The organism is Turneriella parva DSM 21527 (assembly GCF_000266885.1).
Lineage (GTDB): Bacteria > Spirochaetota > Leptospiria > Turneriellales > Turneriellaceae > Turneriella > Turneriella parva.
On record NC_018020.1, the window covers coordinates 1855683 to 1882011 of the forward strand.

Consider the following 26329-nt stretch of genomic DNA (forward strand, 5'->3'; position numbering starts at 1 on the left):
CAGGGCTGCCCGGGCGCTGAACGCCCTGTACACAAACCCCCAAGACTATCCGCTTGACAGACGCGGCGGACTTTGTTTAGCTTGCTCATGAACTTCTTGCAGAGCGTTTATCTTGACTACTTCACCCTCGGGTCGGTGATACCTGTACTCTTTCTTTTTATCTGCGCTGCAGTTTTCTTTCAGGTTAAAGATAAATCGCGCGCGACCAAGGTGCTCGCGAATGGTCTGCTTATCTATGGCATCTTTGTTTCAAGCTATATAATCGCCTCTACGTTTTATCATCCTCTGGCTGCGTTTCACCGCTGGTCAACCGTGGGCTTTGTGCTGATTGCGGTGTCGCTGCTGACGCAGATATTTTTTGAGTTTCCCGAGCCGGTTCATACCCGGGTTGCCAAAATTCTCGTTCGGGCGATGATCGCCGTTGCGATTGGTTTTGCCACCTGGTTCATGGTGCAAACTCATGATTCGGGTTATATTTACCATTTCGAGGGCCACTACTATGATTTTGATGCGGATGATGCGAGTTATGTTATCAGCATCGCGATTCTGGTCTATGTTTTTACGCTCATTGGCATAGGCATCTGGCGGGTTATTGCCGTAAAGGGGCGTGATCGTTGGACTATTGCCGGTTTGATTCTCGGCATCGTTGCGGCGACAATTCTGCCCGCCTACCTAAATACGCTCAGCCGCGAAGGCGGTATGGACCGCGGAACCTTTCAGACCGTGTTCGACATGTCGACAATTCTCGGGGCCTTTGTCATCGTTATTATCTATATGAACAACACTTCAGACAAGACGACGTTCATGGCGAAAATCATTCTTGTCAGCGTTGTCGTTTTTCTGCTCGTTCTGCAGGGCATCAGTTACTTCGCTTTTCAGGAAAAAGAATCAGCGTACGACGGAGTCAAGAGCGAACAGGCGAACAGGTTTCGTGAGGTTGGCATTGAACCTGAAGCTCTGCGGTATGCCATTTCATACGACCTCGTCAAAAAGAAAACGGAACCGTTAAAGTCGATCGCGTCTGCAGAGGTCGATGTTGCCGAACAAATCAACGGCTATGAATTTGCATTCGTTTGGCAGAAGATTTATTATCTCAATGAAGACATTGCGTTTAAAGACAAGGTTGAAAAGATTCTGCAATCGGCGCCGCCTACCTTTGCCGGTTACGCGAATGCCATTTTTCCGATGCTCGAGAAAAAAGAGACCTGCACCAAGGCGGCGATACTCGGGAAAATCGACAAACTGCAGCGACCGGTTATTTACCGGCGGTACAAGCTCAGCAAAATTCCTGATTTCAACTTTCGTGAAGCGGCGATCAAGTTTCTCGGCAAATCGCACCGGGGTTTTGAAACCTTCAGCGAAGCGATGCGCGCGTACCTGAAAGAGAACACAACCGACAGTGGTGCGGTTCTGAAGGCCAAGCTACTGCAGTTTGCAGAAGAAGTTGTGCCACCGGGCGCACGACATTACCGCAAAGACAAGAGCAACGGAGCGCACTACACAGCCTATGTTGGCATTGACTTCAAAAAGGGTAAGATGGTCGAGGTGGGTTTTGACTACCTCGATTACCGCAAGTATGTTCACCCGTTGGGGGTAAAATTTATTCTGTTGCTGATTGGCGCGATGGTGCTGATTATTGTCGGTTTTCCGTTCTTTTTCAGCCGCGCTCTGGTGACGCCGCTCAACAGCCTTCTGGCTGGCGTAAACCAGGTAAACAACGGCGACCTCAATGTCGAGCTGCCGATCTACGTCGAAGATGAAATTGGTTATCTCTCGCGGTCATTTAACGGCATGGTGCATTCGATCAAAGACTCGAAGCAGAAACTTCAGGAATACGCCGAAACCCTCGAAGACAAAGTCAAAGAAAGAACTGCCGAATTGCAGAAAGCGTTTGAAGAGGTGAATGCGCTGAAGAAGCAGCAAGACGGCGACTACTTTCTTACCAGCCTTTTGACGCATCCTTTGGGTTCGAACAAGGCTGACAGCCCGAATCTGAACGTCGATGTGCTGCTTGAACAGAAGAAAAAGTTCGAATTTCGCAAGTGGGCGCGCGATATCGGCGGTGACACCTGCATCACCAGCTCGATCACCCTGAAGGGCAAGCCGCATACGGTGTTTCTGAATGCCGATGCGATGGGCAAGTCGATGCAGGGCGCCGGCGGCATTCTCGTACTCGGTTCGGTATTCCATTCGGTCATTGAACGCACGAAACTTTCTCCGAAAGAAGCCGATGTGTTTCCCGAACATTGGCTCAAATACACTTTCATCGAGCTGCACCGGGTCTTTGAAGTGTTCGATGGTTCGATGCTGATCTCGCTGGTCATGGGCCTTGTCGACGACGAATCGGGTCTCATGTATTACATTAATGCCGAGCACCCCTGGTCGGTGCTGTACCGCCAGGGCAAGGCAGAGTTTATCGAGAAAGAACTCGTTCTGCGTAAACTCGGCACGCAGGGTGTTGCCGGGCAGATTGAAGTCTGCACGCTGCAGCTAGAACCGAAAGACGTGATCTTCATCGGCTCAGACGGTCGCGACGACCTGCTGCTCGGTTATGATAACGACGGCGCAAGAATCATCAACGAAGACGAAAATCTCTTCTTGAAAGTCATCGAAGAGGCCGAGGGACACCTCGATCGAATTAAAGATATTCTCGAAAATTACGGCGAACTCACCGATGACCTTTCGCTTTTGCGCATCGGCTATAAAGAAGATGTGCACCACGACCATACGCAGCTGACGCAGCATGTGATTCAGTTGCTGAACCGTGCGCGCCTGGCTGTAAAGGCGAACCAGCTCAAAGTGGCGATTGGTGACCTCGAAGAGGCGCACCGCATCGACGATGCGCAGCCCGAGGTGATGCGCGATCTGATCAAAGCCTACCTCAAAGACAAGCAGTTCGAAAAGGCGGCGAATCTTGCAGAAGACTATATTCACATCAAGCCGGCCGATTCTGAGTTTCTCTATATCGCGTCGTATTGCCATAAGGTGCTGCAGAACTACAAAAAGGCAGCAGACTTTGGCGAGCGCCTCAGACTCAGGGATCATGACATGGTGAAGAACCTGGTGAATCTTGCAGACATCTATTACCTGCAGGGTCTTTTTGGCCGCTCGCGCACGATTATTGACTTCGCCGCGAAAATAGATCCTCATAACCCGAAGGTGAAGCGCGTGCTCGACGCGCTGGCGCGCAAGAACACGGCCACTGCCTGACGACGATGGCCGAATTACAGACGGGTTCGATTGCTACCCGCGAAGAAGAATTGCTCGCAGACTTTGAGGTCTTCGACGACTGGGCCGACCGTTACCGCTATCTGATCGAACTCGGTGAAGGTCTGCCGGCGCTCGCGCCCGAGCACAAAACCGAAGCGAACAAGGTTCAGGGGTGCCAGTCGCAGGTATGGCTGGTGGCAAAAAAAGCCGATGGCAGAATATACTTCGACGCTGACAGCGATTCTGCAATCACAAGAGGATTAATCGCTCTTCTGGTTCGGCTATTCTCGGGCGCTACGGCCAATGAAATCGGCGGGGCGAATCTTTCGATCATCGAGAGACTAGGTTTCGCCAAACACCTTTCGATGTCCCGCGCCAATGGCTTTGCTTCGATGATACAAATGATCAAACGCCTCGCCAGCCAGTCATGAATTTTGCTAGCAGGCTCCTCTTTCAGCAACCTGTTAGAATTATTTGCGCGATTCTTGCAGTTTCGGCAACTTACGCGAATCAGACAGCCAACAAATACGACGGCAGAGTCACCTGGAGCGATGCTTACGTTCTTGAGCTCGTTCGCCCCGTTTCTGAGAGCACGGAAACCAAAGCTTACCTCGCCGGAGTCGTGCAGAATCTGATTGCCGACGAACTGTCTCTGCAGCGCTCGGCGGTGACGCGCGGCAAACTTTCGCCGCTCAGTATAGAATATTCGCTGCAGCAAACCCATGAAGAGCTGCCAGCCGATGAGCGCCGGGCGCTGCTCGAAAGGCATCCCAAACCCGAGGTGCTGCCGCTTAAGATTGTGCGCGTTCCCGCAGCGCCGGGTGCTTCAGAAGATTGTGCCAAACGCAAAGACGATCGTTATACGCTGGCAACCCGCATACGCGCGGTGGGCACAAAAGTTACGCTGCATGTCGCGCTTTGCCAGGGCGCAGAAATTCTGCACGCGCAGAGCACAACCGTCGATGAACAAGAACTGGTGTCAGGTGTCACGAAGCTGGTGAACCCGATTCGAGCCAAGCTCACGGGCGACAACTATGCATCTCTCAAGATCGAATCGACACCCGTGCGTGCTTCGGTTTATCTCGACGATCAGTTTTTGGGAAAAACACCTCTGAACTATTCGTATCTGATTCCCGGCAAATACCGTTTGGTATTGAAGCTCGACGGTTATGAGTCACAGGCCGTGCCGATTGAACCGCAGAGCGGCGCGGTCTTCACCCGGTCGTTTTCGCTTTCGCCCGGCAAGACCGGCGGTCGCCTTGAGCTTATCACCGACCCGCCCGATGCGCGCATCTATCTTGATGCGGATTATAAGGGCAAGACACCCAAGACGCTTGAAAATATCACGCTCGGAACCTATCGCGTGCATCTGCTTTTGCCTGAGAAAGGTGAAGCCTACAAGACTGTGACTCTCACCGAGGCGACCCCCTACCTCAAGATTTCAGAATCACTCACCGAATTTATCGACCAGCGGCAGTCGGGCCTTTTGGGGCTTTCTTACAAGACATGGTATTACATGTCGCTCACAACTTCGGCTCTGTTCTTCGGCAGTGGCATCGCATTTTATGTCTGGCGCGACGAAGCTCAAGAGCAGATATTCGGACGTTTAAGCGGCAAATCTGTTTCGCAGTACACGACAGAAGACAACATATTTCTCGCCGAACAGAACGCAGCATATGAGTCGCGCGGCACGTACGCGACTGCCTTCACAGTGACCGCTGGCTTCTTCGCCGCCCTCTCGATCTATTTTTACGTGCAGCATTTGCTTTCGGCCGACGACGGCATCGTCATGAAACAAAAGCCCAAAACCGAAGACTATGAAATTCGTATCGGCGCAATGCCGGGCAATCAGGGCGTTTCGGCGCACTTTCATTTCTGAGATGCTCAACAAGCTCCCGATGCCTGCCAGACGTTTCATTTTTCAGCAGACCGCTAACCTTCACCCAAGGGCGTCGCGCGTTTTGTTTCGCTGAGTGACATGATGTTGGGTTTCGCCCCCGCGAACAAGAAGTGTGGTATGCGGTTGCTGCGAATCTCAAGATAGTCATAAGCGTCCCAGGTGGCGGCGCGCAGCAGGTCGCGTTCTGAAAACTTTTCTTCTTTTTGCAGCGCGCGCAGTTCTTGCAAGACCGAGAGGTCGGTGTTGGTTGCCAGCGAGTCGGTGCCGATGAGCATTTTGAGCGGTGCGTTTTTAAGCGTCTCCCAGTTGGTGCGTTCGATACCGAGGTGCTTGTTCGACCGGTGGCACATGACCCACGCGGCGTGCGGCACATAGTCACTCAGCTTGTCGATGTCTTCGACACGGGCGGCAGAAAGGTGCACCAGCAAAAGTTTCTTGAACGAGAGCATTCCTACTGAATAGAGATAATCGACCGCAGAGCGCCCTTGCATTTCGTGATGCTTCACGTGCTGGCCGATCTTTTTCAGAAACGCGACAATTTCGCCGCGGTCGTGCTGAAAGTCAATTTCATCGGGGCTTTCGAGCAGGTGAATCGAAACCGAAGTGTGGCGCGCCTTTTCGCGCACAAAATGCATTTGCAGCGGCGAAGAGCCGTAAACCGAATGCACTGTCGGGTAAAAGGTCGAATCGAGATTCAACAGTTCACGCGCCTTTTCGATGCGGGCCACATCGCTCGGCGATGAAAAACCGAGAAGCTCGAGATAGCGGTTGCCGCTGAAAGTTGGCAGGTCGCGCAAGAAGCGGATAAAGTCTGTGCTGTTGCAGATATCGCAGAAGAAAAACGTGCCCTGTTCTTCTGCCTGTTTTATCGCCGCAACGGCGGCCTGGCGAATCTGCTGGCTGGTCATTTGACCGCGCGTTGACTGAATGATGCCACCCATATCGGTGAGGCGACTGCCGTAGGGTACCTTGGCGGCCATGCACGAAAGTTCTATGTGGCTGTGCGCGTTGACGAAACCGGGCACCACAACACCCGGTGGCAGCATGCGCGCAAAAAATTCTTTGGGAGGTTTACCGAAACCCGAATCGACAATCTGTTTGCCCGAGACGATATACCATGGGTCGGCGCGAAAGTCGGCTTCGCGGGTGAGGCCCCATTCACCGCGCAGTACCTCAAACAGATTCATCAGGGCCTAAGCGGCGTCATCGCCATGGCGTGTCGATGATTTACAATGAATGCAGGGCGCAGGTCAAAGCGTTTCGTGCGCGTACTTCAGCAGAACTTCGGTTGTGGCGAAGTTCACGCAGGCATCGGTGATCGATACGCCATATTTGAGGTTCGCCTTCACATTGGCATCGAGAGTCTCGGGCAACTTCTGGTTACCTTCGTTCAGATTGCTTTCGAGCATCATGCCGATGAGGCTCGTATTGCCTGCCTGCCGCTGTGCGATTATGCTGCGCCAGACATTTTCTTGCCGCTCAAATTTTTTCTCTGAATTGGCGTGCGAACAATCGACAACAATTGCGGGTTCAACCCCCGCGGCTTTCAGCTTTTCTTCGGCGCGTGCAATATGTTCGGGTTCATAGTTTGTCATGTTGTTGCCGCCGCGCAATATCACGTGGCCCCACGGGTTGCCGTTGGTGCGCACGACTGCGGTTCTGCCGGTTTCATCGATGCCGAGAAAGCTGTGCGGCGACCTTGCCGACTGCATCGCATCGAGCGCGATCTGCACATTGCCGTCGGTGCTGTTTTTGTAACCCACCGGCATGCTGAGGCCTGAAGCCATCTGCCGGTGCGTCTGCGATTCGGTCGTGCGCGCGCCGATCGCTGCCCAAGAAACCAGATCGGCGATATATTGCGGTACAATCGGGTCGAGAAATTCTGTAGCAGTCGGTATGCCTATCGCCACGATTTCTTGCAACAGCCGGCGACCGGTCTTCAGGCCCTCTTGCACGTCGTCTTTGCCGTCGATCTGCGGGTCTGTGATGAGGCCTTTCCAGCCGATGGTTGTGCGCGGTTTTTCGAAATAGACGCGCATCACGATTTCGAGACGGTCTTGATAGGCGACCTGCAATTTCTGCAGTTTCTGCGCATATTCGAGCGCGGCCTTTTCGTCGTGTATCGAGCAGGGTCCGCAGATCACGAGAAACCTGGGTGATTTTTTGCTGAGAATCTGCTGAATACGCTCGCGCGCCGCAATCACCGTCTGCGTCATGGTGTCGCTCGCCGGGTACAAATTCATCAGCGCAACGGGCGACAACAAAGGCTCGATCGTGCGAATATTAACGCCAGAGACCTGCGCGGCAGCCGAATGGGAAACAGCAGACATGTTCGGTAAACAAAGAGATTTAGTCAGGTCGTAAATGAAACTTACACATGATCGGCGACACTCATGATTGCCGCGAGCGCTTCAGCAGGAGTCTTCGAAGCAATGACCTTCGCGCGCGCCTCGGCCCGGTAAAAGACCTTCGCAATAGACGCCATTACCTTGAGGTGCGCCTGTAATGCCGACTTCGGCGCCACCAGCATCACGACGATATGCGCCTTTGAGCCGTCGATGCTTTCGAACTCAATACCCTCGGGCAAAATCGCGCACTGCGTCATGAGCTTGCAGGCCCCGGCAATCACCGCATGGGGTATCGCCATTTGTTCGCCGATGCCGGTGCTCATCAGCTTCTCGCGCGCCAACAGCTCGTGCTCAATCTCGGCGCAGAGTTCGGCACTCACCTGCTCACGTTCGCACAGGGCTTTTCTGAGCCCGTTCAGAAGGGTCCATTTATCGGTGAGGTCGAAGTTGCCCGGGTTCTGTGCAGAAATAATGTGAATGTTCGCCTCGGTGAGAGACTCGCGCCACGGACGGTAACCTTCATCAGGCTGCACGGGGAATTATGTCACGCTGTTTTCATGTGGTCAATCAGTTTAGAGCCAAAGCGGCTGCGCAATACCTTGACATGGTGCGCGGGGGGTATGTCAGGGTTCGCCACGTATGCAAGACGAGCTCGCCAATAAACTGCGCGTGGCATGGGTTGCCGATATCTTCGACGAAGTTTCAGGTATCATTACCGACACCGAAGAGATGTACGAACTCGCGCAGGCGCGTGGCTATTTCTGGCAACCAGTGACGACATACAAGAAACCCATACATCCTTTTCATATTTTCGACCCGATTCTGCCCGTGCCGACCGGCAGCTTTTACAAAGGTACCAGCATGTACGTGCCCGACTTTTTGCGCGTCGTGCAGTTCTTTCGCAAGAATAAATTTAACGTGCTCGTCTCGAATACACCCGGTGTCATGGGCATGCTCGCAATGGCAGCCGCAAAATACCAGTCGCTGCCATGGGTCGATATTTACCACACCGACATTGACTATTACATGAACGATCTTTCGGGCAGGTTGGTGAAGCCGTTCGTGAAAAACCCGGCGTTGTTCTTTCTGAAGCAATACCAAAAACAGGCAGACCTCATTTTTGTGCGCACGCGCGAGTTTTACGAGCTAATGGTCAAGAAAGGCCACGATGAGCGCAAGCTGCGCTATTACCCGGCAGGCGTCAATGCGCGCCACTGGAACCCCGAAAATGCCGACCGCGCGTCGCTCAAAGATCACGGCATCGACCCAGAGATGACTGTCGTGATTTTTGTCGGGCGGATTACGAAAGTCAAAGATATCGAATTCTTGCTGCGGTATTTCACCGAAGAGAAACCCGAGAAGGCAGTGTGCGCAGTCATCGGCGGCGGCCCTGAAAAAGAGCTTTACGAAAAAAAATATGCGGGTGACCGCGTGAAATTTCTCGGCGTGCAGCGCGGCGCAGCCTTACAAAAACTTTATGCCAGTGCAGACCTCTACGTGCTGCCGTCGGCAAGTGAGACACTCGGCAAGACGGTGCTCGAGGCGATGGCATCGGGTACAGGCGTCGTCGTCTCTGATAAGGGTGGCCCCAAAGATTATGTGACGCACGGCGAAAACGGAATGATCTTCAAGGCGCATGACTACGATTCATTCAAGCAGGCGATGCACTCTCTCTTCAGCGATCGCGCGCACATGAAAATGCTCGGCACCAAAGGCCGCGAGTCGATTGGCAACCACACAGACGAAAAACTGTTCGAGTCATTCACACGGCACATTGCCGAGTTGGTGTGATCTAACCACCCCAGCCATATTTCTTTTCAAACTCCGCAAACTCTGCTTCGAGACCGTTCGCCTTGCAGCCGGCCTCGAGGTGTTTGCGCCAGTCTTGCAGGCTTTCGATGCCGCTGACGATGTTTTTCATAGCTTTGAGCATCGCGGTGAAGGCTGAGAAGCCCGACGCCTCTTTTTCGAGTTGGGCAAGTTTCTGAAAGCTCACCTGTATGTCGGCGACGCCCGACTGCAGTTCGGCGTGCAGACGGCCGACGTCTTCAGTCGAGGTTTTGATTTTGCTGAGTGCCTCGACCGCCTGCGCAAGCTTTTGCCCTTCTTTTTTGTCGTCGAACTTTGGCAGGTCTTGACTTTCGCCCGCCTCTTTTTCTTTGAATTTTTCGCTGAGCAGCGCCATCAGCGCAAACAGGCTGTCTGCTTTGGGTAATTCAACCTGCAGATAGTTTTTCAGATCGGCTTTGATTGCATCGCTGGTGCCGACTTTTTTCTTGCATGCACCCGTGGCGGCGAGGGCGATGATCAGGTATAAAACGAGACGGTTACGCATGCACGCTTTTGCAGGCGCGCCACGTGCGCGTAAACCAGATTTTACGTGAGTGACCAGGCGGGAACTCGCGAAGCATAACACACAAGGCGCATTTTCTTGGCGATGCGAATTGCGATGCCGCCGAAGGCGGCAAATCAGCGCAAATTCGGGCGGCTTTGCGCCCCTCGCATAGCGAATCGCCTCGATTCGCGGAGGAATTTGCTTTGATTAGCAGTTCGCATGGGCAAGAAAATGCGCGGCAGCGAGTTCCGGCCTGGTCACGAGAGGGGCACTTCGATCGCCAGAAGGCGCGCATCATCTTTGACGGTGATGTCGATTGTATCTGCGCCAGATATGCCGATTGCGTCGCGGTTCTGCAGCGTTTCACCCGCAACCTCGACGCTGCCCTTGATGACGAACAGATAGAAGCCCGTATTTTCGGCCGAAGGTTTCAGTTGAACTTTGGTGCCCGGGTCGAACACGCCCTGAGAGAATTCGGCGCGTTGGTTAATCCACAATGCGTCGCCACTTTCTTGCCAGCTGACAACTTTGATGAAACTATTGCGTTTCGCCTCAAGGTCAAAACTGCGCTGGCCATAGCGCGGTGCAATGCCGCGCTTTTCGGGCAGCACCCAGATTTGCAAAAAGTTAACCTCTTTGGCGTTGTCGGGGTTGAACTCAGAGTGCATAATACCGGTGCCCGCCGACATGATCTGCACATCGCCGCTCAAGATTGTCTCGCTGCGGCCGGTCGAGTCTTTGTGCGCCAGCGAACCCGAAAGCGGTATCGACACAATTTCCATGTCTGAGTGGCCGTGCATGCCGAAGCCCATGCCGGGCGCGACGCGGTCGTCGTTGAGCACGCGCAGTGCGCCAAAATTCATGCGCGATGCATCGTGATAGCCTGCGAAACTGAACGTGTGGTTGCTCTTCAGCCAGCCATGGTCGGCGTACCCCCGGGTGTTCGCGCGGTGCAGAATTTTTTGCATGAACTAAATCTAACAAAGTCTTTGCCCGCGCAGAAAAAAAATCGCGTTTACGTCAGCGATTCGTCGGCGAATTGAGCGACAGGCATACCTCATGGAATATTTCAGCAACTTTTGGTTTTGGTTAATAGGGGGATCGACCCTCGTTCTGCTTGAATTTCTGATTCCGGGGCTTGTGGTCATTTTTCTGGGTCTTGGCGCGCTCATCACCTCGGGCCTGCTGTACATGGGTTACATACGCGAAGCATGGCTTGCTATCACCTGTTTCGGTGTGGCTTCGATTCTGATGCTGGCGACGCTGCGCAAAATGATTCTGCGTTTTTATCCCTCGCTGACTGAAAAGGTTGAGACCGATGAAGAAGCGCTGATCGTCGGGCAGCGTGCCCGCGCTGTGTCGTTGCTTTCGGCGCACGACTATTCGGGCCGCGTCAAATATTCGGGCACTACCTGGCCCGCGCGCAGCGAAGCAGGTGAAATTGCCGAAGGTGCAGAAGTCGAAATCACCGGCCAGGACAATATAAACCTTGTCGTGAAAAAAGTCGCAGACTAAAGGTCTCCCGAAAGGGTAACCGTTAGTCTGCGATCCATATTTCAGCAGCCGCGCTTAAAAAATGCAATGCGTTTGACATGACGCTCGCATGGGATAAACAGCCACATGGAAAACTTTGCCACTATTCTCGTGCTGGGCATCTTCTTTTTGGTGCTGCGCATGTTTCGTATTATACCCATGCGCGCGCTTGCGGTTAAAGAGAGGCTTGGCGCCTTTAAGGGTGTCTTAAAGCCGGGCTTTCACTTTATTGTGCCCTTCATCGACCGCATTGCGTACGTGCACGATGCGCGTGAACAGGTCATCGACATACCCAAACAGCGCTGTATCACGCGCGATAACGTCGAAGTCGATGTCGACGGCGTTGTCTACCTCAAGGTCGTCGATGCGCAGAAGGCGAGTTATGGCATCAGCAACTACCATGCAGCCGTCATTTCGCTCGCGCAGACGACCATGCGCTCTGAAATCGGCAAAATGGCGCTCGACGATACCTTTCGCGAGCGGGACAAAATTAACGACAAGATCGTGATGGAGATCGACAAAGCCTCTGAGCCGTGGGGCATTAAGTTTATTCGCTACGAGATACGCACTATTGAACCCTCTGCGAACATGATGAACACCATGGAAAAACAGATGGAAGCCGAGCGGCAGAAGCGCGCTGACATTACGCTCGCACAGGGCGAAAAACAGGCGCGTATCAATGTTTCAGAAGGCGAGAAACAGGCCGCGATCAATGTTTCGACAGGTGAAAAGCAGAAGCGCATCAACGAAGCCGAAGGCCGCAGTAAAGAGATCACTCTCGTTGCTGACGCGACTGCCAACGGACTCAAGCGCATCGCTCAGGCGATCGGCCAGCCGGGTGGCGCGTCAGCGGTCAAGATGCGCATTGTCGAACAGTTTCTCGAAGAATTCGGCAAAGTGCTCGCGCACTCGAAAATTTCTGTCGTGCCAGGCCGCATCGCCGAGCTGCAGGCATACTTTCAGGGGCTATCGACGCTGACCGGCCAGACAGCAGAGGCCGCCAAACCGGCAACACAACAACCCAGGAGCGCAAAATGAATCCGTTTGATATTATTGTCTGGGGCGGTTTATTCGTCTATTTTCTCTTTAAGCTTGTGCGCTCGGTGCGCATTATTCCCCCGCGCGTCGCGGCAATCGTCGAGCGGCTGGGCAAGTACCATAAGACCCTGCTCAGCGGCTTTCACGTGCTGATTCCATTCATCGACAAGGTCACTTACATTCAAGACCTCAAAGAAGAGGCGATGACTGTGCCGCCGCAAGACTGCTTCACGCACGATAACGTGAAGGTCGAAGTCGACGGGGTGATCTACATGATGGTAACCGACCCGATGCTCGCCAGCTATGGCGTAACCGATTTTCGCCAGGCGACCGTGCAGCTTGCGCAGACGACAATTCGTTCGGTCATGGGCACGCTTGACCTCGACCGCACGTTCGAAGAGCGCGAGATGATTAACCAGAAGATCGTCAGCGTGCTCTCAGAAGTCGGGCAAACCTGGGGTATCAGGGTGTTGCGTTACGAAATCAAGAACATTGTGCCGCCGGTGTCGGTGAAGAATGCGATGGAGCGCCAAATGACTGCCGAGCGTGAACGCCGCGCGCAGATTGCCCGCTCAGAAGGCGACATGCAGTCGAATATCAACAATTCAGAAGGTCTCATGACCGAACTCGTGAACCGTTCTGAAGGTGAAAAACAGCGTCGTATCAACGAAGCCGAGGGCCGCGCGAAAGAAATTGAGGCGCTCGCGAATGCAACTGCGCAGGCTATTGAATCGGTCGCCGCCGCGGTACGCGAACCCGGCGGCAACCAGGCGATGGCGCTGAGACTTACCGAGTCATACCTGAACAAACTCTCAGGCGTGGCGCGCAAAGACGCGACGGTGATCATTCCGTCTGACCTGACGCGGCTCGACGAGCAGCTCGCGGCGCTGGGCCTCAAGTCTTCAGCTAACAAAGAAAGTTAGTCTAATCTTGTTTCTGCCCTGAATAGACATCGTGTTGTTTCCTAACTTAAGGAAACAACTCGATGTCCCCCTTTGAACAAACCAACTTCTTTCTTTCAAAAGCATTCGCGGTTGCAAAGCTCGGCGAAGCGGTTCAGCGAAATCTGCTCTCGCCGCGCCGCGAGCTGCAGTGCAAGCTGAGCGTGCAGCTCGACAACGGGCGCACCGAGACCTTTACAGGTTATCGCGTGCAGCACGACAATTCACGCGGGCCTTTCAAGGGTGGCATTCGTTACCACCATGAGGTAAACCTCGACGAGGTGCGCTCGCTCGCCTCGCTCATGACCTGGAAAACCGCAGTCGTGAATATTCCCTTCGGCGGGGCCAAGGGCGCTGTGCTGTGCCGGCCGGGCGAACTTTCTGCGAATGAAAAACAGCGCCTCACGCGCGCGCTCGTTCGCGCGCTGCACGAAGTTATCGGCCCCGACAAAGACATACCCGCGCCCGACGTCGGCACTTCGGCGACTGAAATGGCCTGGTTCGTCGACGAGTTCGAACTGCTGCATGGCTTCGCGCCCGGCGTCGTGACCGGCAAACCGCTTGAGCTCGGCGGCTCGCTCGGGCGCGATGCGGCGACCGGCCGGGGCACCTTATTTGCGATTCGTGAAATTCTGCGCCTCGCAGGGGCAGGTGAAATTACCGGCAAGACCTTCGCTGTTCAGGGCTTTGGCAATGTGGGTACCTGGGCCGCCAGGCTCATCGCAGCAGAAGGCGGCCGCATCATTGCAGTGACGAACAGCCAGACGGGGATCTACAACCAGAAGGGCCTCGACGCCGAAGCGATTTGGGCAGAGTACCAGAAGGGCGATAGATCCTACTCAAAAACTGCAGGCGAAAAAATTACCAACGCCGATTTGCTCGCGTTAGATTGCGACGTATTGGTGCCGGCCGCTTTAGGGGGAGTTCTCACCGCAGAAAACGCTGGCCGCGTGCGCGCAAAGTTTATCGCCGAAGCTGCCAACCACCCGGTCACCCCAGAGGCAGATGAAATGCTTCGGCAAAAGGGGGTCGTGCTGATACCCGATATTCTTTGTAACGCGGGTGGCGTCACCGTATCGTATTTTGAATGGGTGCAAAACGCGCAGCGCGCGGCCTGGAGCGAGCTGAAAGTGAATGCCGAGCTCGAGCTGAAAATGACCGAAGCTTGCCGCAGTGTCTGGTCGCTCGCACGTGAAAACAATGTCGATTTGCGCACTGCAGCGTTTCTACTGGCAATAAAACGCGTCGCCGCAGCGACGACCCTGCGCGGGTTTCATTGAATGTTGGCCAAAAGCCTTTTTGGTTGTCAGCTTGTTTAGTGGCGAAGGTTAGCCTGATTAAAGGTATATATGATATTTGACTGGTTTCACTCTCTCTTTTCGAACGACATGGGCATCGACCTCGGTACCGCGAACACGCTGGTATATGTCAAAGGCCAGGGCATCGTGCTCTCAGAACCTTCGGTGGTCGCGATTCAGGCGTCGACCGGCAAGGTGCTCGCAGTAGGGCAAGAGGCGAAGCGAATGCTCGGCCGTACTCCGGGTGAAATCGTGGCGATTCGCCCGATGAAAGACGGTGTTATCGCCGACTTTGAAACCGTCGAAAAGATGATTCGTTACTTTATCAACAAAGTGCACAACCGAGCGACGCTGGTAAAGCCCCGCATCGTGATCGGTGTGCCCTCGGGCATCACCGAGGTGGAGCGCCGGGCGGTACGTGAGTCTGCCGAACAGGCAGGTGCGCGCGACATCTTCTTGATCGACGAAGCTTTTGCAGCCGCGCTGGGCGCCAAGATTCCCGTGCACGAACCTGCGGGTAACATGATCATCGATATCGGCGGTGGCACGACTGAGATTGCAGTCATTTCACTCGGCGGTATGGTGATCGCCGACAGTATTCGTATCGGCGGCGACGAATTCGACGAAGCGATCATCAAGCACCTGCGTCTGCACCACAACCTCATTATCGGCGAGCGCACCGCTGAAGAGATTAAACTCGCGATCGGCAATGCTATGCCCGAGAAAAAAACCGAAACGTTCGAACTTAAGGGTCGCGACGCCGGCACGGGGTTGCCGCGCACTGTCGTGATCGACAGCACCGAAGTGCGTAAGGCGCTGAAAGAACCGATCGATGCAATCGTCGAAGCGACAAAAATTGCGCTCGAGAAAACTCCCCCTGAGCTTGCGGCCGACATCGTCGAGCGCGGCATCGTCATGACCGGTGGTGGCTGCCTCTTGAAAGGCCTCGATAAGCATATCTCGAAAGAAACCGGCGTACCGGTGATTCGTGCCGAGAACCCGCTCAACTGCGTGGTCGAAGGTACGGGCAAATATCTCGAAGAATTGAAGTATTTGAAGGGGCGCTGAGTTCAAATTTCGATTTCGGCCTCTGGCCGAAATCCAAATTTACTTCGTCGCCCCTTTGACTAACTGCCACACATCGTTCAGGTAAAGCCCTGTACGGCGATCGCGAAAAGTTTCGTCACTCAGCGTGTGGCTTGCGAGCACTTTGCCCGACAGCACGAGCTGCGCTTTCAGAAATAACTCATCGTCGAAGAAGATTGCACCTGCCGAGGGTGCATATGCCGCAGTGACAACATTGGTGTGGCTGACGTAGCCAGGTATCAACCTTACGCCATAAGTTTTTGACTGCAGGCTGAAAACTTTGCGTGCAAACTTCTCGAACGTCGCAATCCGCCTGAGCTCTTTGACTGCCACAAACTTAAAGCCCTGTTTCTGCCCGGCGATCGGTAGCGGTCTCGAAGCATAGTCATAACCGGGCAGGTTCTTTTCGATAGTGGCGATCGCCTGAATCAGTTCGTCGTCGCCTTCGTATTCGAGCAGCAGAATAAAGCGGCACTGGTTGTTCATAGTTTTGGCAGCTTGCGTTTCATGAGATCGACCAGATAACCTTTTATCTGTACGCGAATCGACTGGTCTTTTTCACTATCGTAGGTCACGAACAGCGGCTGAATCGCGGCCTCGCTGTCGAACTGCGAAACCGAAATCAGTGCGGCAGAGCGAATCAGCTGTGCGCGCGCCGGGTCGGCGACGAGACCGAGTAGCTGTGGCAGGTGTTTCTTTTGTTTGAAGGCCCCCAACGCCACCACGCCTTCGAGCACTATCGTTTCGTCTGCGTTGGTTGCCACAAGGTGCGACAGCGGTTCGGCGCAGCGTTGCTCGCCAAAGCGAATGCAGGCATGCACAGACCAGAGCAGCAGTTCGGTGTCTGTCTCTTTTTTCAGTAGCGCCAGCACGCCATTCATGCCGCCGCCCGAACCGAGGCTCAGCAGCGCCCGCAGCAGCGCGTGTTTCTGCGCCATGTCTGTTTCGCGGGCGAGGTGTTCTGATATCGCATGGGCATAACGTTTGTCGTTCTGGGCAAGCGCCGATTCGAGCGCTTTCGCCCGTACCGCAAGTTTGTTATCGCTTATCAGGCGCTGCACAGCCGAAAAAACAGGGCCTGTTTTGAACTGCCGCAGAATTTCAACGGCCTTCAGCCGAACCTCTTCGTCGGCCTCGTTCTGCGCGAGGTTGATCACGCCAAATTGCGCCTTGTCTGAGCCGATCGCTTCGAGGGTTTTCAGCGCAAAATAGCGTACATTCTTGTTGGGGTTCGATAACTGCAACAACAGCAGTGGCACGGCCCGCTCATCTTTGAGGGCGAGCAGTGTTTCCATGGCGTAGATTTTGTCTATGGCGTTTTCGGCAGCGAGCAGCTGGCCGATCAGGGGGTAGATACGCTCATCACGGCGTATGGCGACCGCGCGGTTCGCCTCGGCCCTTAGCACCGCCTGCGGGTGCACCAGAAAAGGAGCGATCGTATAAATGAGATCGGGGTTTTTATTGGGGCCAGCCGCTTTGAGGCAGAGTTCGGCGTAGTCGGTGTCGTCTTCAACCCTGTTCTCTTTGATCATGCGCAAGAGTTCGTTGTGCACGTGTTTGCCGGCAATCGCATCATGGCGCTGCTTTTCGACGATGACCCGTGTCAGTTTTTTGCGCTGCTTTTCTTTAGCTGCGGCAAACCATTCGACGAGTTTTTCGCCGTCTTCTTCGTTAGGCTCGGCGCCTGCAAAAATCTCGAGTGCCCGCGAATGGTCATCGGCAGCAATCGCTGCGTCGAAGGCACCTGCGGCGCTGATACTGTACTGGCAAAGCAGGGTGAATGTTGCCACAAATGTCAGACGCTTCACAGACCGAACCTCGCTCTGAGTTCTGCGTAAATACCCATGCTGCCCGCGAAGACATGGAGTGCCTCCCGATCTTTCAAGATGGCACTGATCTGCTCATCTGAGTGGGCTTCGATACCTGAGGGAGAGTTCTCTGCCGCGTAATAGCCTGGCGAGCGCATGCTAAAAAGAAAAAACCTCGCTTTGCCGCCGAGGGTTGCCGCCAAGCGGCTGAAGAATTGCGCCAAGTCACGCTCAACCATGGTGTTGAGAAAAAAATTGTATTGCGATTCAGGCTGTCGATTAACTATCTCGGCAAGTGCCTGCATCGCCGCGTCGTTATGACCCGAGTCAAAAATGATTCGCGGTTCAGAACGCAAGATGCTGAACCTGCCGAACACCGGCTGCTCGAGCGCCTTTGTTATTGCCGCGATACCCGCAGCATCGGGCGAAAATTCCCGCGTCAGAATCTCACGCGCCAGATGGCGATTGCGTTCGGTGAAGTCGCTGCCGTTGTCGCCGATGACCACTAACTCTGAACCAACATCTGCGCAGACGCTACGCAAGACCTCGAGCGCGGCGTCGATCTGCGTACACGTATAGACGCGCCGCCCTGGCTTGATGATACCGGCCTTTTCGCGTGCGATGGCGTCAATGGTGTCGCCCAGAATCTGCTGGTGGTCGAGGCCGATGCGCGTGATGACGCTGAACTCTGAGTGCAGGTTGTTTGTCGAGTCGAGCCTGCCGCCGAGCCCCGTCTCGATCACCGCATAATCGACCCGCTCGTCGGCAAAGATTTCAAAAGCCATCGCAGTCATCGCGTCGAAAAAAGAAAGCGTCTCGAGGTTGCCGGCTGCCAGCAGCTGCCCCCATGCGTGGGCCAGCTGCCCGTCTGTTATCGGTCTGTCGTTTACCAGAATGCGCTCTTTGAGGCTCACGAAATGGGGCGACAGGTAAGTTCCGGTCTTCTTGCCGAGCGACACGAGTCCGCGCGCCAGATAGTTCGTTGTGCTGCCCTTACCGACCGTGCCGGCGACGTGTATCGTCTTGTATGAAAACTGAGGATCTCCCCTTGCCGCCAGATGTTGACGCAGAATCGCCGGGTCATACGCTCCCTTAGCGAACCGGCGGCTGCGTTCGAAATTGCGCGCGCTAAAGAATTCGAGAATTTCTTTTTCTTCGGGTGCCGGGTCTGGTAGCTCGATACGGCTATTCACTCTTGAGCTGTGCCTCAATCTCTTGCAAGCGGTTAATCCACAGGTGTGTCGCGGCCGGGTCGCCCTTTGCAGCTTCAATCTTGCGCTTGATGCGCTTGATCTCTTCGATGCGAAAATTATTTTCAGAGAGTGCCTTATCTTTGTCGGCATCGAACGGAGACACGAAAAAGAGGTAGTGGTGCGCCGGCCCCAGCACGCGGCTGCGCTCGTCGCGCATCGCGATGTGCAGGTAATACCTGCCCGCTGCCTTAATTCTGAAGCCGATACGCCCCGACGATGCGGCCACCGGCCGTTTGGGTATCGTATCGGGCTTGGTGTCGACTTCAGCGTAATAGCTGCCGGGGTTCAGGTTTTGAATCAGAAATTCTGCCATGCCAGGGCCTACCATGCGCGGGGCAATTTGCCCCCGCAAAATGACCTCGGGTTCGGGCGGGGCGTACTGCCATTCGATAGGTATATGGTAAACGCGCGAAAAAGAACCCGTGCGCAGGTTGCGCACCTGCATATGCAGCACGTACGTGCCTTCTTTACGCGCGGCGAACTGCAGCGTGTTCGAGGGTATAAGTTTGGTTTCGTTCAGGGGCTCGGTGCTCTGGTTCTGGTCGAGCAGATAGCGGTAAGCATATTCGCTGCCCTTAGGCGTTGCCCAATTCACGAGCATCACCGGTGGGTTGCGCTTCACGTCGAGGCGCCAGTCGATGTCGCTGATGACTGCCGTCGGCGCGTTCCAGGTTTCGAGAAAAATATGGCGAATCTCGGTCTCGAGCAGAAAAGTGAGCTGGTTCGTATTGTCGATCATCGGGTAGATGTGCCCCGGCCAGAAAAGCTTTCTTTCTTCGAGCCGCAGCTTGCGCCTCGGCACCGGAAAGTCATCGAATATCAGCCGATACGCCGAGGGCAGGTGATCGGCCGTCAGCAGAATATTCAGCTCTTTATTGAAATTGACGGGAATCACGCGATCGACATAAGTGAGCCGCGGGTCTTTTATGAGCATGTTGCGTCTCAGTTCGTTGCCGCCGATGTTGAACTGCCACAAAGCGCCCTCGAGATCGAGGCCGATCAGATGAATCGTGTTGCGAAAACGATAGAAGCGCGCGCTCTTCACGGGAAAGGGCAGCTGGTAAGAGCGGTAGTCGCCGTCTTTCCAGGTTGTCCACGTGTGGCCTGAAGGTGACGAAGAGACGTAGTTGACACCCCCGTCGGTCCATTGCAAGAACATAAGCTCGATTGGGTCACGGCTGACCATAATATCTGTCGTGCGGTTCTCACTCCAGTATTTGATCGAATAGTTCTTATTGTTATAAGCATAGAACAGGCAAGACGGATTGCCCGCGACGATGTTCACGCGCGCATCGACATCGTAGACGTTGTAGCCGAGCGCAAATTCGTTCGAGTATTTCATCTGCCCGGCAAAATCGAATGCGACAAACGAGATAATCTTCTCGAGGTTGTAGACGCTGACGATCAGATCGCCGTCTTCCATGGGAAAATGCTTCAGCAGGTCAGGGACGCGGCGAAACTGGTGCACCCGCTGCAGCGAATATTTTTGGTCGGCGACCCGGCCATAGATGAGATTCTGCTGGTCGTCGATTGCGAAGAAGCGGGCTATCCACGATGACCACTGCGTGCGTATCAGGCGCAGGTTGGCGATCGGCCATTCACCGGTTGCCTGCGGTGCGAGCGGCAGTGTCGCACAAATAACCGCAAGAAGAACCAGCCGCCGCATCACGCCCATGCCCCTGCATAGAACGCAATGCGTTTACGTTGCCACAGAGCGAGCAACGCCAGCACTGCAAGCGCGATACCGAGTGCCTGGTAAACCTGGCGGCGAAACTCTTTGCGCACATCGGGTACTTCAATGACGCGCGAGTCATAGGTAAACTGCTGTCTCTCGGGCCCTTTAAACAGCGTCTTGGCATTCAGAAAATAATTGCCTGGCTTCTGCAGGTAGATGTATTCGACGGGTGCGGAGAAATTGATTTCACCCTGCGGTATGCGCTCTGCACTTGCTATCTCCCACACGAAACCTTTGACTTTTACTTTCTTCGGCGGCCGGTAATCAAGGCGGATTTCTAAAATGCCTCGGTCAAATTTCGAGCTGATCAGTTCTGCCCTGCCGCCCACCTGAATGGCGTCGCGCTCTTTGGGCATGACCACCTTTTCATAATCAATGTCAGTAAATTGAAATTTCTTGCGCGCCCGCGGGTCGTTCGAGTCGAAGTAGAAGTGGCGCGGCGCCGCGCGGGTGCCGTCGGCGTAAACGATGCCGAGCGAGATTACGCTGATGCCCCGCTCGAGGTTCTTGAGCCGCACCGTATAGATGTTTTCGTTTGCCTCGATCGGTGCCTTTTTGCCCTTAAAAGGGTCACGAATGTCGAAGCCAGACTGTTGGTAAACTTCGGCGATGCCCCGCGCGCCGTTGTCTTCAATCGTGAATGTGATGTCGGGTCGCGTGATAACATCGGCTTCGGCATTGTGGCGAATCGTCAGGTCGTTTCGCTCGTTCGCCCCGATCTCGACACGGTAAAACGCACGCTCAGAAACATTGCCCCCCAGGTCGACGGCTTCTACGGCGAAGATGTACTTGCCCACCGGCACATTGCTGAATGCAAGTTCTGTCGAGCTCGTCGTTTCGGTGAATTGACGCGGTAGTTTTTCTGCAAACGCGTAACGGTACGTCTGTATGCCGCTGTCGTCGGCCGCGCTGAACCTGATCACGACATCTTGGCGCGAATCGGGAATGCCATTCTCGTGCGTCGTGCTCGTGATAATCGGCCGACTCGGGGGTATCGAATCGACGACAAACGGGTAATGCTTCACCGGCGAGACATTGCCCGCCTTGTCGCGGTATTTGATGTGCAGATAATAAGCGCCGCCGTTGAGGCCCGGTATCGTGATCTGCGTCGCGCGCGCATTCAGGTTATAAAGATCGGGGTCAGTTTCTTTTTGGTCGTCGATCACCCACGCATAACTTTCGATACCCGATATGTCGTTGGGTTTTGGCCACTGAAAGACGGCATCGCTCGCTTTTGAAATTTTTCCGAGGGCGTGCGTGCGCGAGAAAATACCCACAGGGTCTGCTGTGGTGTCGGTCTCGCGCAGGCAGAGCGCCGGGCCGCAACCATAAAAGAGGTAAGGGCGAGCGCCGATGCGCGCAAACTCAAGCGGGCGGGCGGCGATGCCGTCGCGCGTTACGCGGTGGTCGACACCCACAAAAGGGTTATCTGGACGATCGATAAACCGTGCATATATCTGCGGCGCGCCATTGCGTGTATCTTGCCACGCGGTCACGACCGTGTCTGAACCCGCCACGATGGCCGGCAGATAACTCGGCGCGGCATTCTCGCTGACGCGCAGCGGCTCTTGTCCCTCAGGTGCGGCAAAAATCGACCAGACTTTGTCAGGGTTGCTCTGCCAAACGAAGATAAGCTTATCCTTTGCATCCGTCATTCTCGCTGAAAAATTCTGTGCGCCGTTTGAAGTGATGCGCACGTTGCCCGCCCAGCTGGCGCCGCCGTCGAGGCTGAATGAGCGAAAGATGTCGTCGATCAGTGTCGATTCGGCGCGGTTCTGGTATAATATATCGAGGCGGTTGCCGCGGCGCAGCACCGCAGGGAAAAGCGCGCCCCGCGTCGCACCGCTGATTTCTGCCACTGTTGTTGTGCCATAAAACTGGCCACCAGCGCCGTTTGCCGCCGTGAGCCGAAACCGGTTCGTTCCAGCGGGCTCTTGATAGAAGATAATGTGCTTGCCTGTACCGGTCATTTTCGCCAGCGGCAGAATTGCGTTGAGCTTACCCGCGGTTGCCGGTAGCACCTGCTTCGGCGAAAGCCCTTCGACGCCCGAAGCACTGTATACATAATAGATGCCTGAGGCGCCACCCTGCGGCAAAGTCTCTTGCCATGAGATAAGAATTTCATTCGCGAGCACCGAGATCGAAGGGTGCAGCGGAAACTGCTGCTCTGCCGGGCCGAGCGTCACGTCGGCCACAACCCGCCGCGTGAATTTACCCATGTCGCTGTAAACGATTGCGATCTCGGCTTCGGTGGCTACATTCTTGGCAAATGGCGCCTTCAACGAGGCCGTGACCGCATAGAGACGACTCTCACCTTCATGGCAACAGGTTGCATATTCGTCAGCGCGCCGGTCGACAAGCACTGGGTCGCCCCAGCCGATCGGCTCGGCGAATACCGTGCCAATAACTACGACAAGGTGGATACGCAGTATCCACTTTGTCATAATTCGATTTCGAGTCCCTCGTATGCCGCCATAATCTGTAACGGATGATTCGGCGCCATCATGCTCTTGTACTTGATTGCCTGAAGCAGCACGTTATCCATCTTTTGGTCGTCGTAAGACGGGTCGTGGTGGTAGAGTACCAATTTTTTGACCTCACTCTTGATGGCGATGTCTGTGGCAATCGCAGCAGACGAGTGGCCCCAGTCAATTTTCTGCAAACTTTCTTCAAAGGTATATTGTGTGTCGAACACCAATACATCCGCACCAAAAAAATAATCGATGTAAGGGCCAATATCTTCGAGCGTTTCGAGGTTAAATTCTGCATCAGAACAAAAGACAAAAGTTTTGCCATTCGGCTGTTTAAATTTGTAAGAGTAACATCCGCCTGGGTGCCTCACCGATTTTGCCGAGACGTTCAGGCCGTAGACATCGACGCTACCCGTCTCTTCGAAATGCGTGAACGACTTCTGCGCGCTGAGCTCGTCGAATGTCAGCGGAAAATGCGTCGTAATCATCTGGTAGCGCAGACGCGCTTCGATGTCGGGAAAGCACGAGTAAAAGTTCAGTTTGTTGCCCGGGATAAATATCGGCACAAAAAACATAAGACCCTGAATGTGGTCCCAATGCGAGTGCGTGAAAAAGAATGCCATGTCGTCGCTGCCGGTCATTTTGCCGCGCGACATGAGAGCGTTACCGAGGCCCCTGAGGCCAGTGCCGGCATCGACAACGATGGTCTTGTTTTCGCTGGTCTGAATTTCTACGCAGGTCGTGTTGCCGCCATAGGTACCGCGCACCGAAAATGGCAGATTGCCGATGAAGTTCTCGATCGCTTCGCGCGACAGCAGGTCGGCAGGGCTCGCGAGTTCGAGCACCTTACGTATTTTGTCTTCGACCTGACGGGCGGTAATTGCGGTGGCGAGCGAGCCCCGCACCCCCCAAAAGCGAATGAACATCGCTCCCGATTTCATAGGGCGAACGCGTCAGCAAGGTTTTTTGTGCCTTCGCTAAAACGGTGTGCATGGCACGGCGTTTTGGCGAAGTTTCCCTGATGGAAGAGTTTCTCAGGGCCATTGTTGTCACGTTTATCCCTATTTTTGTCGCGACAGATGCTGTCGGTATTCTGCCCATTTTCGTCGGCATGACCCGCAAACGCAAGAACGCCGAGCGGCGCCGTATCGTCGCGCTTTCGATGATCACAGCCTTCGTGCTCACGGCGATTTTTACCGTCATGGGCAAGGCGATCTTTCGTTTTATGGGCATCACTGTGTTCGACTTCATGGTCGCGGGGGGAGTTATACTTTTTATTCTGGCAATTCTCGACGTCATGGGTGCGCGCCATAATCACGATGACGACAGCGGCGCCATGGGCGTAGTGCCGCTCGGTACCCCCATGGTTGCCGGCCCAGCGCTCATCACGACCTGCGTTCTGATGGCGAATGAATATGGCTATACAGTCACCCTCATATCGCTTGCCGTCAATATCGTAATCGCGGGTCTGCTGTTTCTGCAAGCACCACTTGTCACGAAAGTGCTCGGCGACGAGGGTTCGGCCGCTCTTTCTAAAATCACCAGCCTGCTGCTCGCTTCGATTGCCGTCATGATGGTGCGGCGCGGCGTGCTCTCAATGGTCAACTGAATGCCTTAACCCGGAGTCAAAAGATGAAACTGAAATGGAAAATTTTGATCGCTATTCTGTTGCTCACCGGGGGGGCTGTGCTGCTCTTTACCGAAGAGATCAAGATTAAGATAATCCACATTCTGGGGGCGGCAGAGAATTACAAAGTCGAGGGTGACCCTAACGCCATGCAGCCGCGTTTTAACGATGCGGATATACAACGCGAGAAGATTCTGGTGAATCTGGCACAGATCGCCTCTGGTTTTACGCAGCCGGTCGACATTCAGTTTTCACCCGTCGAAAAAGATACCGCACTCATCGCTGAAAAAACCGGCGCTCTCAAATGGGTTAATTTTAGAAGCAAGGCAATGGGCACGCTTGCGAAAATTAATGTCATTACCAATGCTGAAGAAGGTTTGCTCGGAGTCGCGTTTCACCCGGCTTATGCGACAAACGGAAAGATCTACCTCAACTATGTTGCGAATGAAAACGGCAAAGACGTCAGCCGTGTTTCTGAATGGATTGTCTCGAAACCTGCAAATCTCGCAGAAGCTACGCTCGGCGATGAACGTATTCTCATGCGCGTCGTGCAGCCCTACGCGAACCATAACGCGGGCCAGCTCGCGTTCGGGCCAGACGGTATGCTCTACATCGGTTGGGGCGACGGCGGTTTCAAAGACGACCCGAAGGGCCATGGTCAAAACCCGCTGACTTTTCTCGGCAGCATGCTGCGTATCTCGGTCGAGCCAGACGTAAACGGCAAGCCTTACCCCATACCGAAAGACAATCCTCATGTTGGCGATACACGTTATGCGCCCGAGACCTGGGCGATTGGGTTTCGCAACCCGTGGCGCTACAGCTTTGACCCGAAAGGGCGGCTCATCGTCGCCGATGTCGGGCAAGACCTGTATGAAGAAATCGACATCGTCGAGAAGGGCGGCAACTATGGCTGGAACCGGCGCGAGGGCTTTCACTGTTTTGAACCTAAAGAAAATTGCGAGACGAAAGGACTTCTGGACCCCGTTTATGAATATGGCCGCAAAGAAGGGCAATCGCTTACCGGTGGTTATGTTTATACCGGCGCGGAGATCTCTGCGCTGAAGAACAAATATGTGTTCGCCGATTTCGTCAGCGGGCGCATCTGGGCGATCGATCTTCCTGAAAATGCGCAGACGAAGGTGACGAAAGTTTTCACTCTCGGGCGCTGGCCGGTGCTGATTTCAAGTTTCGGGCGCGATGCTGCGGGCAATGTTTATGCGGCCGATTTTGGCAGCGGAAAGATTTTTCGGCTGGTGGCTAAATAGTCATAAGTAAAAGTCATAAAGGCGCATGTCGTTGGCCAAACCTGCGAGCGGTATCGGGCTCTGGCTTCGCAGGCCGAAGCGGTCGGCGTACCCGGTTGCTAAACCCATCAGAAAACCCGTCGAGTTTGTGAAGCGCCCCAGCGTGATGTTGCGAAAGCCGAGCTGGCCTGTGAAGTAGAGCGCATCGTTATCGAAGCTGTTTTTCATGTATTGCGCGCTCCAACCGACGAAGCCTTTCGCAAATTCATTGCGGCCACCAAAACCGACCGTATGGTGCAGCTCATTATAGGGTTTGCCGCGAAACTCTCGGGTAAAGTGGTGCGAGACTCCTCCGAACATGAGCTGGTACGATGTACATTGCGTCGCCAGTAGCGCAGCTATAGACACCAAGGCGATAACTCGCCGGGTGCTACTGTAGAAACGGTCGATTCTGAAAATACTTAGCATGAAAATTTAGAATCCGTTTCGCTCGCGACCACAA

General features: G+C 54.4%; 23 protein-coding genes. 11 read left to right on the forward strand and 12 right to left on the reverse strand.

All coding sequences use genetic code 11. From position 1 onward, the window contains the following. Positions 1–87 precede the first annotated feature (87 nt). From TURPA_RS09030 to TURPA_RS09040, 3 genes are read left to right on the forward strand one after another with little or no spacing between them, the layout of a single operon-like run. Positions 88–3210 (forward strand): SpoIIE family protein phosphatase, encoded by a 3123-nt coding sequence (locus TURPA_RS09030; protein WP_014802993.1) that lies wholly within the window; start codon positions 88–90, stop codon positions 3208–3210. 5 nt (positions 3211–3215) lie between these two features. After that, the gene (locus TURPA_RS09035) at positions 3216–3641 is read left to right on the forward strand and encodes a SufE family protein (RefSeq protein ID WP_014802994.1); all 426 of its coding nucleotides are present in this window, start codon (positions 3216–3218) and stop codon (positions 3639–3641) included. Next, complete coding sequence (locus TURPA_RS09040; protein WP_014802995.1) at positions 3638–5089, forward strand: PEGA domain-containing protein; 1452 nt, start codon at positions 3638–3640, stop codon at positions 5087–5089. The genes TURPA_RS09035 and TURPA_RS09040 overlap by 4 nt, the downstream gene beginning before the upstream one ends. Positions 5090–5142: 53 nt before the next feature. Here the strand turns inward: TURPA_RS09040 and TURPA_RS09045 are convergent, their stop codons facing one another. From TURPA_RS09045 to TURPA_RS09055, 3 genes are all read right to left on the reverse strand, one after another. Next, positions 5143–6297, reverse strand: a complete 1155-nt coding sequence (locus tag TURPA_RS09045) for an amidohydrolase family protein (protein ID WP_014802996.1) — start codon at positions 6295–6297, stop codon at positions 5143–5145. Positions 6298–6360: 63 nt separating this feature from the next. Further along, positions 6361–7440 (reverse strand): 3-deoxy-7-phosphoheptulonate synthase, encoded by a 1080-nt coding sequence (locus TURPA_RS09050; protein WP_014802997.1) that lies wholly within the window; start codon positions 7438–7440, stop codon positions 6361–6363. 41 nt (positions 7441–7481) lie between these two features. Next, positions 7482–7991, reverse strand: coding sequence for a PTS sugar transporter subunit IIA (locus TURPA_RS09055; RefSeq protein ID WP_014802998.1), 510 nt, complete (start codon positions 7989–7991; stop codon positions 7482–7484). A gap of 106 nt (positions 7992–8097) precedes the next feature. On the opposite strand from TURPA_RS09055, the gene TURPA_RS09060 reads away from it, so the two are divergent. After that, positions 8098–9249: a glycosyltransferase gene (locus TURPA_RS09060; RefSeq protein ID WP_014802999.1), complete on the forward strand. Its 1152-nt coding sequence runs from the start codon at positions 8098–8100 to the stop codon at positions 9247–9249. A gap of 1 nt (position 9250) precedes the next feature. Here TURPA_RS09060 and TURPA_RS09065 read toward each other — a convergent pair whose 3' ends face one another. Together TURPA_RS09065 and TURPA_RS09070 are read right to left on the reverse strand one after the other, a co-directional pair. After that, a complete protein-coding gene (locus TURPA_RS09065; RefSeq protein ID WP_014803000.1) occupies positions 9251–9793 on the reverse strand; it encodes a hypothetical protein in 543 nt (180 codons plus the stop codon). Positions 9794–10050: 257 nt separating this feature from the next. Continuing rightward, positions 10051–10761 carry a pirin family protein gene (locus TURPA_RS09070; protein ID WP_014803001.1) on the reverse strand — a complete coding sequence of 237 codons (711 nt, stop codon included), beginning with the start codon at positions 10759–10761 and terminating at the stop codon, positions 10051–10053. A 91-nt stretch (positions 10762–10852) separates the two neighbouring features. Between TURPA_RS09070 and TURPA_RS09075 the strand changes: the two genes are divergently transcribed. From TURPA_RS09075 to TURPA_RS09095, 5 genes are all read left to right on the forward strand, one after another. Then, a complete protein-coding gene (locus TURPA_RS09075) occupies positions 10853–11308 on the forward strand; it encodes an NfeD family protein (protein WP_014803002.1) in 456 nt (151 codons plus the stop codon). A 105-nt stretch (positions 11309–11413) separates the two neighbouring features. Continuing rightward, positions 11414–12364: an SPFH domain-containing protein gene (locus TURPA_RS09080; protein WP_014803003.1), complete on the forward strand. Its 951-nt coding sequence runs from the start codon at positions 11414–11416 to the stop codon at positions 12362–12364. Then, positions 12361–13287 (forward strand): SPFH domain-containing protein, encoded by a 927-nt coding sequence (locus TURPA_RS09085; RefSeq protein ID WP_014803004.1) that lies wholly within the window; start codon positions 12361–12363, stop codon positions 13285–13287. The genes TURPA_RS09080 and TURPA_RS09085 overlap by 4 nt, the downstream gene beginning before the upstream one ends. A gap of 62 nt (positions 13288–13349) precedes the next feature. Continuing rightward, a complete protein-coding gene (locus tag TURPA_RS09090; RefSeq protein ID WP_014803005.1) occupies positions 13350–14585 on the forward strand; it encodes a Glu/Leu/Phe/Val family dehydrogenase in 1236 nt (411 codons plus the stop codon). 69 nt (positions 14586–14654) lie between these two features. Further along, positions 14655–15671 (forward strand): rod shape-determining protein, encoded by a 1017-nt coding sequence (locus TURPA_RS09095; protein WP_014803006.1) that lies wholly within the window; start codon positions 14655–14657, stop codon positions 15669–15671. A gap of 39 nt (positions 15672–15710) precedes the next feature. Here the strand turns inward: TURPA_RS09095 and TURPA_RS09100 are convergent, their stop codons facing one another. From TURPA_RS09100 to TURPA_RS09125, 6 genes are read right to left on the reverse strand one after another with little or no spacing between them, the layout of a single operon-like run. Then, the gene (locus TURPA_RS09100; RefSeq protein WP_014803007.1) at positions 15711–16175 is read right to left on the reverse strand and encodes a hypothetical protein; all 465 of its coding nucleotides are present in this window, start codon (positions 16173–16175) and stop codon (positions 15711–15713) included. After that, on the reverse strand, positions 16172–17497 hold the full coding sequence (locus TURPA_RS09105) for a HEAT repeat domain-containing protein (protein ID WP_014803008.1): 1326 nt from the start codon (positions 17495–17497) through the stop codon (positions 16172–16174). Before TURPA_RS09105 ends, TURPA_RS09100 begins: the two co-directional genes overlap by 4 nt. Continuing rightward, a complete protein-coding gene (locus tag TURPA_RS21680) occupies positions 17494–18690 on the reverse strand; it encodes a bifunctional folylpolyglutamate synthase/dihydrofolate synthase (RefSeq protein WP_014803009.1) in 1197 nt (398 codons plus the stop codon). Before TURPA_RS21680 ends, TURPA_RS09105 begins: the two co-directional genes overlap by 4 nt. Continuing rightward, positions 18683–20416 carry a hypothetical protein gene (locus tag TURPA_RS23400; protein ID WP_014803010.1) on the reverse strand — a complete coding sequence of 578 codons (1734 nt, stop codon included), beginning with the start codon at positions 20414–20416 and terminating at the stop codon, positions 18683–18685. The genes TURPA_RS21680 and TURPA_RS23400 overlap by 8 nt, the downstream gene beginning before the upstream one ends. Further along, positions 20416–22929 carry a fibronectin type III domain-containing protein gene (locus TURPA_RS09120; protein WP_014803011.1) on the reverse strand — a complete coding sequence of 838 codons (2514 nt, stop codon included), beginning with the start codon at positions 22927–22929 and terminating at the stop codon, positions 20416–20418. Before TURPA_RS09120 ends, TURPA_RS23400 begins: the two co-directional genes overlap by 1 nt. Beyond that, the gene (locus tag TURPA_RS09125; protein WP_041948426.1) at positions 22926–23882 is read right to left on the reverse strand and encodes an MBL fold metallo-hydrolase; all 957 of its coding nucleotides are present in this window, start codon (positions 23880–23882) and stop codon (positions 22926–22928) included. The genes TURPA_RS09120 and TURPA_RS09125 overlap by 4 nt, the downstream gene beginning before the upstream one ends. Before the next feature lie 65 nt (positions 23883–23947). Here TURPA_RS09125 and TURPA_RS09130 point away from each other — a divergent pair, with 65 nt between their 5' ends. Both TURPA_RS09130 and TURPA_RS09135 read left to right on the forward strand, forming a co-directional pair. Continuing rightward, the gene (locus tag TURPA_RS09130; RefSeq protein ID WP_014803013.1) at positions 23948–24565 is read left to right on the forward strand and encodes a MarC family protein; all 618 of its coding nucleotides are present in this window, start codon (positions 23948–23950) and stop codon (positions 24563–24565) included. Between the two features lie 23 nt (positions 24566–24588). Next, positions 24589–25848, forward strand: a complete 1260-nt coding sequence (locus TURPA_RS09135; RefSeq protein WP_014803014.1) for a PQQ-dependent sugar dehydrogenase — start codon at positions 24589–24591, stop codon at positions 25846–25848. Here the strand turns inward: TURPA_RS09135 and TURPA_RS09140 are convergent, their stop codons facing one another. After that, on the reverse strand, positions 25849–26295 hold the full coding sequence (locus TURPA_RS09140; RefSeq protein WP_014803015.1) for a hypothetical protein: 447 nt from the start codon (positions 26293–26295) through the stop codon (positions 25849–25851). Positions 26296–26329 lie beyond the last annotated feature (34 nt).

Coding starts and splice junctions, on each gene's coding strand:
- TURPA_RS09030 (WP_014802993.1), top strand. CDS start 88: ATGAACTTCTTGCAGAGCGTTTATCTTGACTACTTCACCCTCGGGTCG.
- TURPA_RS09035 (WP_014802994.1), top strand. CDS start 3,216: ATGGCCGAATTACAGACGGGTTCGATTGCTACCCGCGAAGAAGAATTG.
- TURPA_RS09040 (WP_014802995.1), top strand. CDS start 3,638: ATGAATTTTGCTAGCAGGCTCCTCTTTCAGCAACCTGTTAGAATTATT.
- TURPA_RS09045 (WP_014802996.1), bottom strand. CDS start 6,297: ATGAATCTGTTTGAGGTACTGCGCGGTGAATGGGGCCTCACCCGCGAA.
- TURPA_RS09050 (WP_014802997.1), bottom strand. CDS start 7,440: ATGTCTGCTGTTTCCCATTCGGCTGCCGCGCAGGTCTCTGGCGTTAAT.
- TURPA_RS09060 (WP_014802999.1), top strand. CDS start 8,098: ATGCAAGACGAGCTCGCCAATAAACTGCGCGTGGCATGGGTTGCCGAT.
- TURPA_RS09065 (WP_014803000.1), bottom strand. CDS start 9,793: ATGCGTAACCGTCTCGTTTTATACCTGATCATCGCCCTCGCCGCCACG.
- TURPA_RS09070 (WP_014803001.1), bottom strand. CDS start 10,761: ATGCAAAAAATTCTGCACCGCGCGAACACCCGGGGGTACGCCGACCAT.
- TURPA_RS09075 (WP_014803002.1), top strand. CDS start 10,853: ATGGAATATTTCAGCAACTTTTGGTTTTGGTTAATAGGGGGATCGACC.
- TURPA_RS09080 (WP_014803003.1), top strand. CDS start 11,414: ATGGAAAACTTTGCCACTATTCTCGTGCTGGGCATCTTCTTTTTGGTG.
- TURPA_RS09085 (WP_014803004.1), top strand. CDS start 12,361: ATGAATCCGTTTGATATTATTGTCTGGGGCGGTTTATTCGTCTATTTT.
- TURPA_RS09090 (WP_014803005.1), top strand. CDS start 13,350: ATGTCCCCCTTTGAACAAACCAACTTCTTTCTTTCAAAAGCATTCGCG.
- TURPA_RS09095 (WP_014803006.1), top strand. CDS start 14,655: ATGATATTTGACTGGTTTCACTCTCTCTTTTCGAACGACATGGGCATC.
- TURPA_RS09100 (WP_014803007.1), bottom strand. CDS start 16,175: ATGAACAACCAGTGCCGCTTTATTCTGCTGCTCGAATACGAAGGCGAC.
- TURPA_RS23400 (WP_014803010.1), bottom strand. CDS start 20,416: ATGCGGCGGCTGGTTCTTCTTGCGGTTATTTGTGCGACACTGCCGCTC.
- TURPA_RS09120 (WP_014803011.1), bottom strand. CDS start 22,929: ATGACAAAGTGGATACTGCGTATCCACCTTGTCGTAGTTATTGGCACG.
- TURPA_RS09125 (WP_041948426.1), bottom strand. CDS start 23,882: ATGTTCATTCGCTTTTGGGGGGTGCGGGGCTCGCTCGCCACCGCAATT.
- TURPA_RS09130 (WP_014803013.1), top strand. CDS start 23,948: ATGGCACGGCGTTTTGGCGAAGTTTCCCTGATGGAAGAGTTTCTCAGG.
- TURPA_RS09135 (WP_014803014.1), top strand. CDS start 24,589: ATGAAACTGAAATGGAAAATTTTGATCGCTATTCTGTTGCTCACCGGG.
- TURPA_RS09140 (WP_014803015.1), bottom strand. CDS start 26,295: ATGCTAAGTATTTTCAGAATCGACCGTTTCTACAGTAGCACCCGGCGA.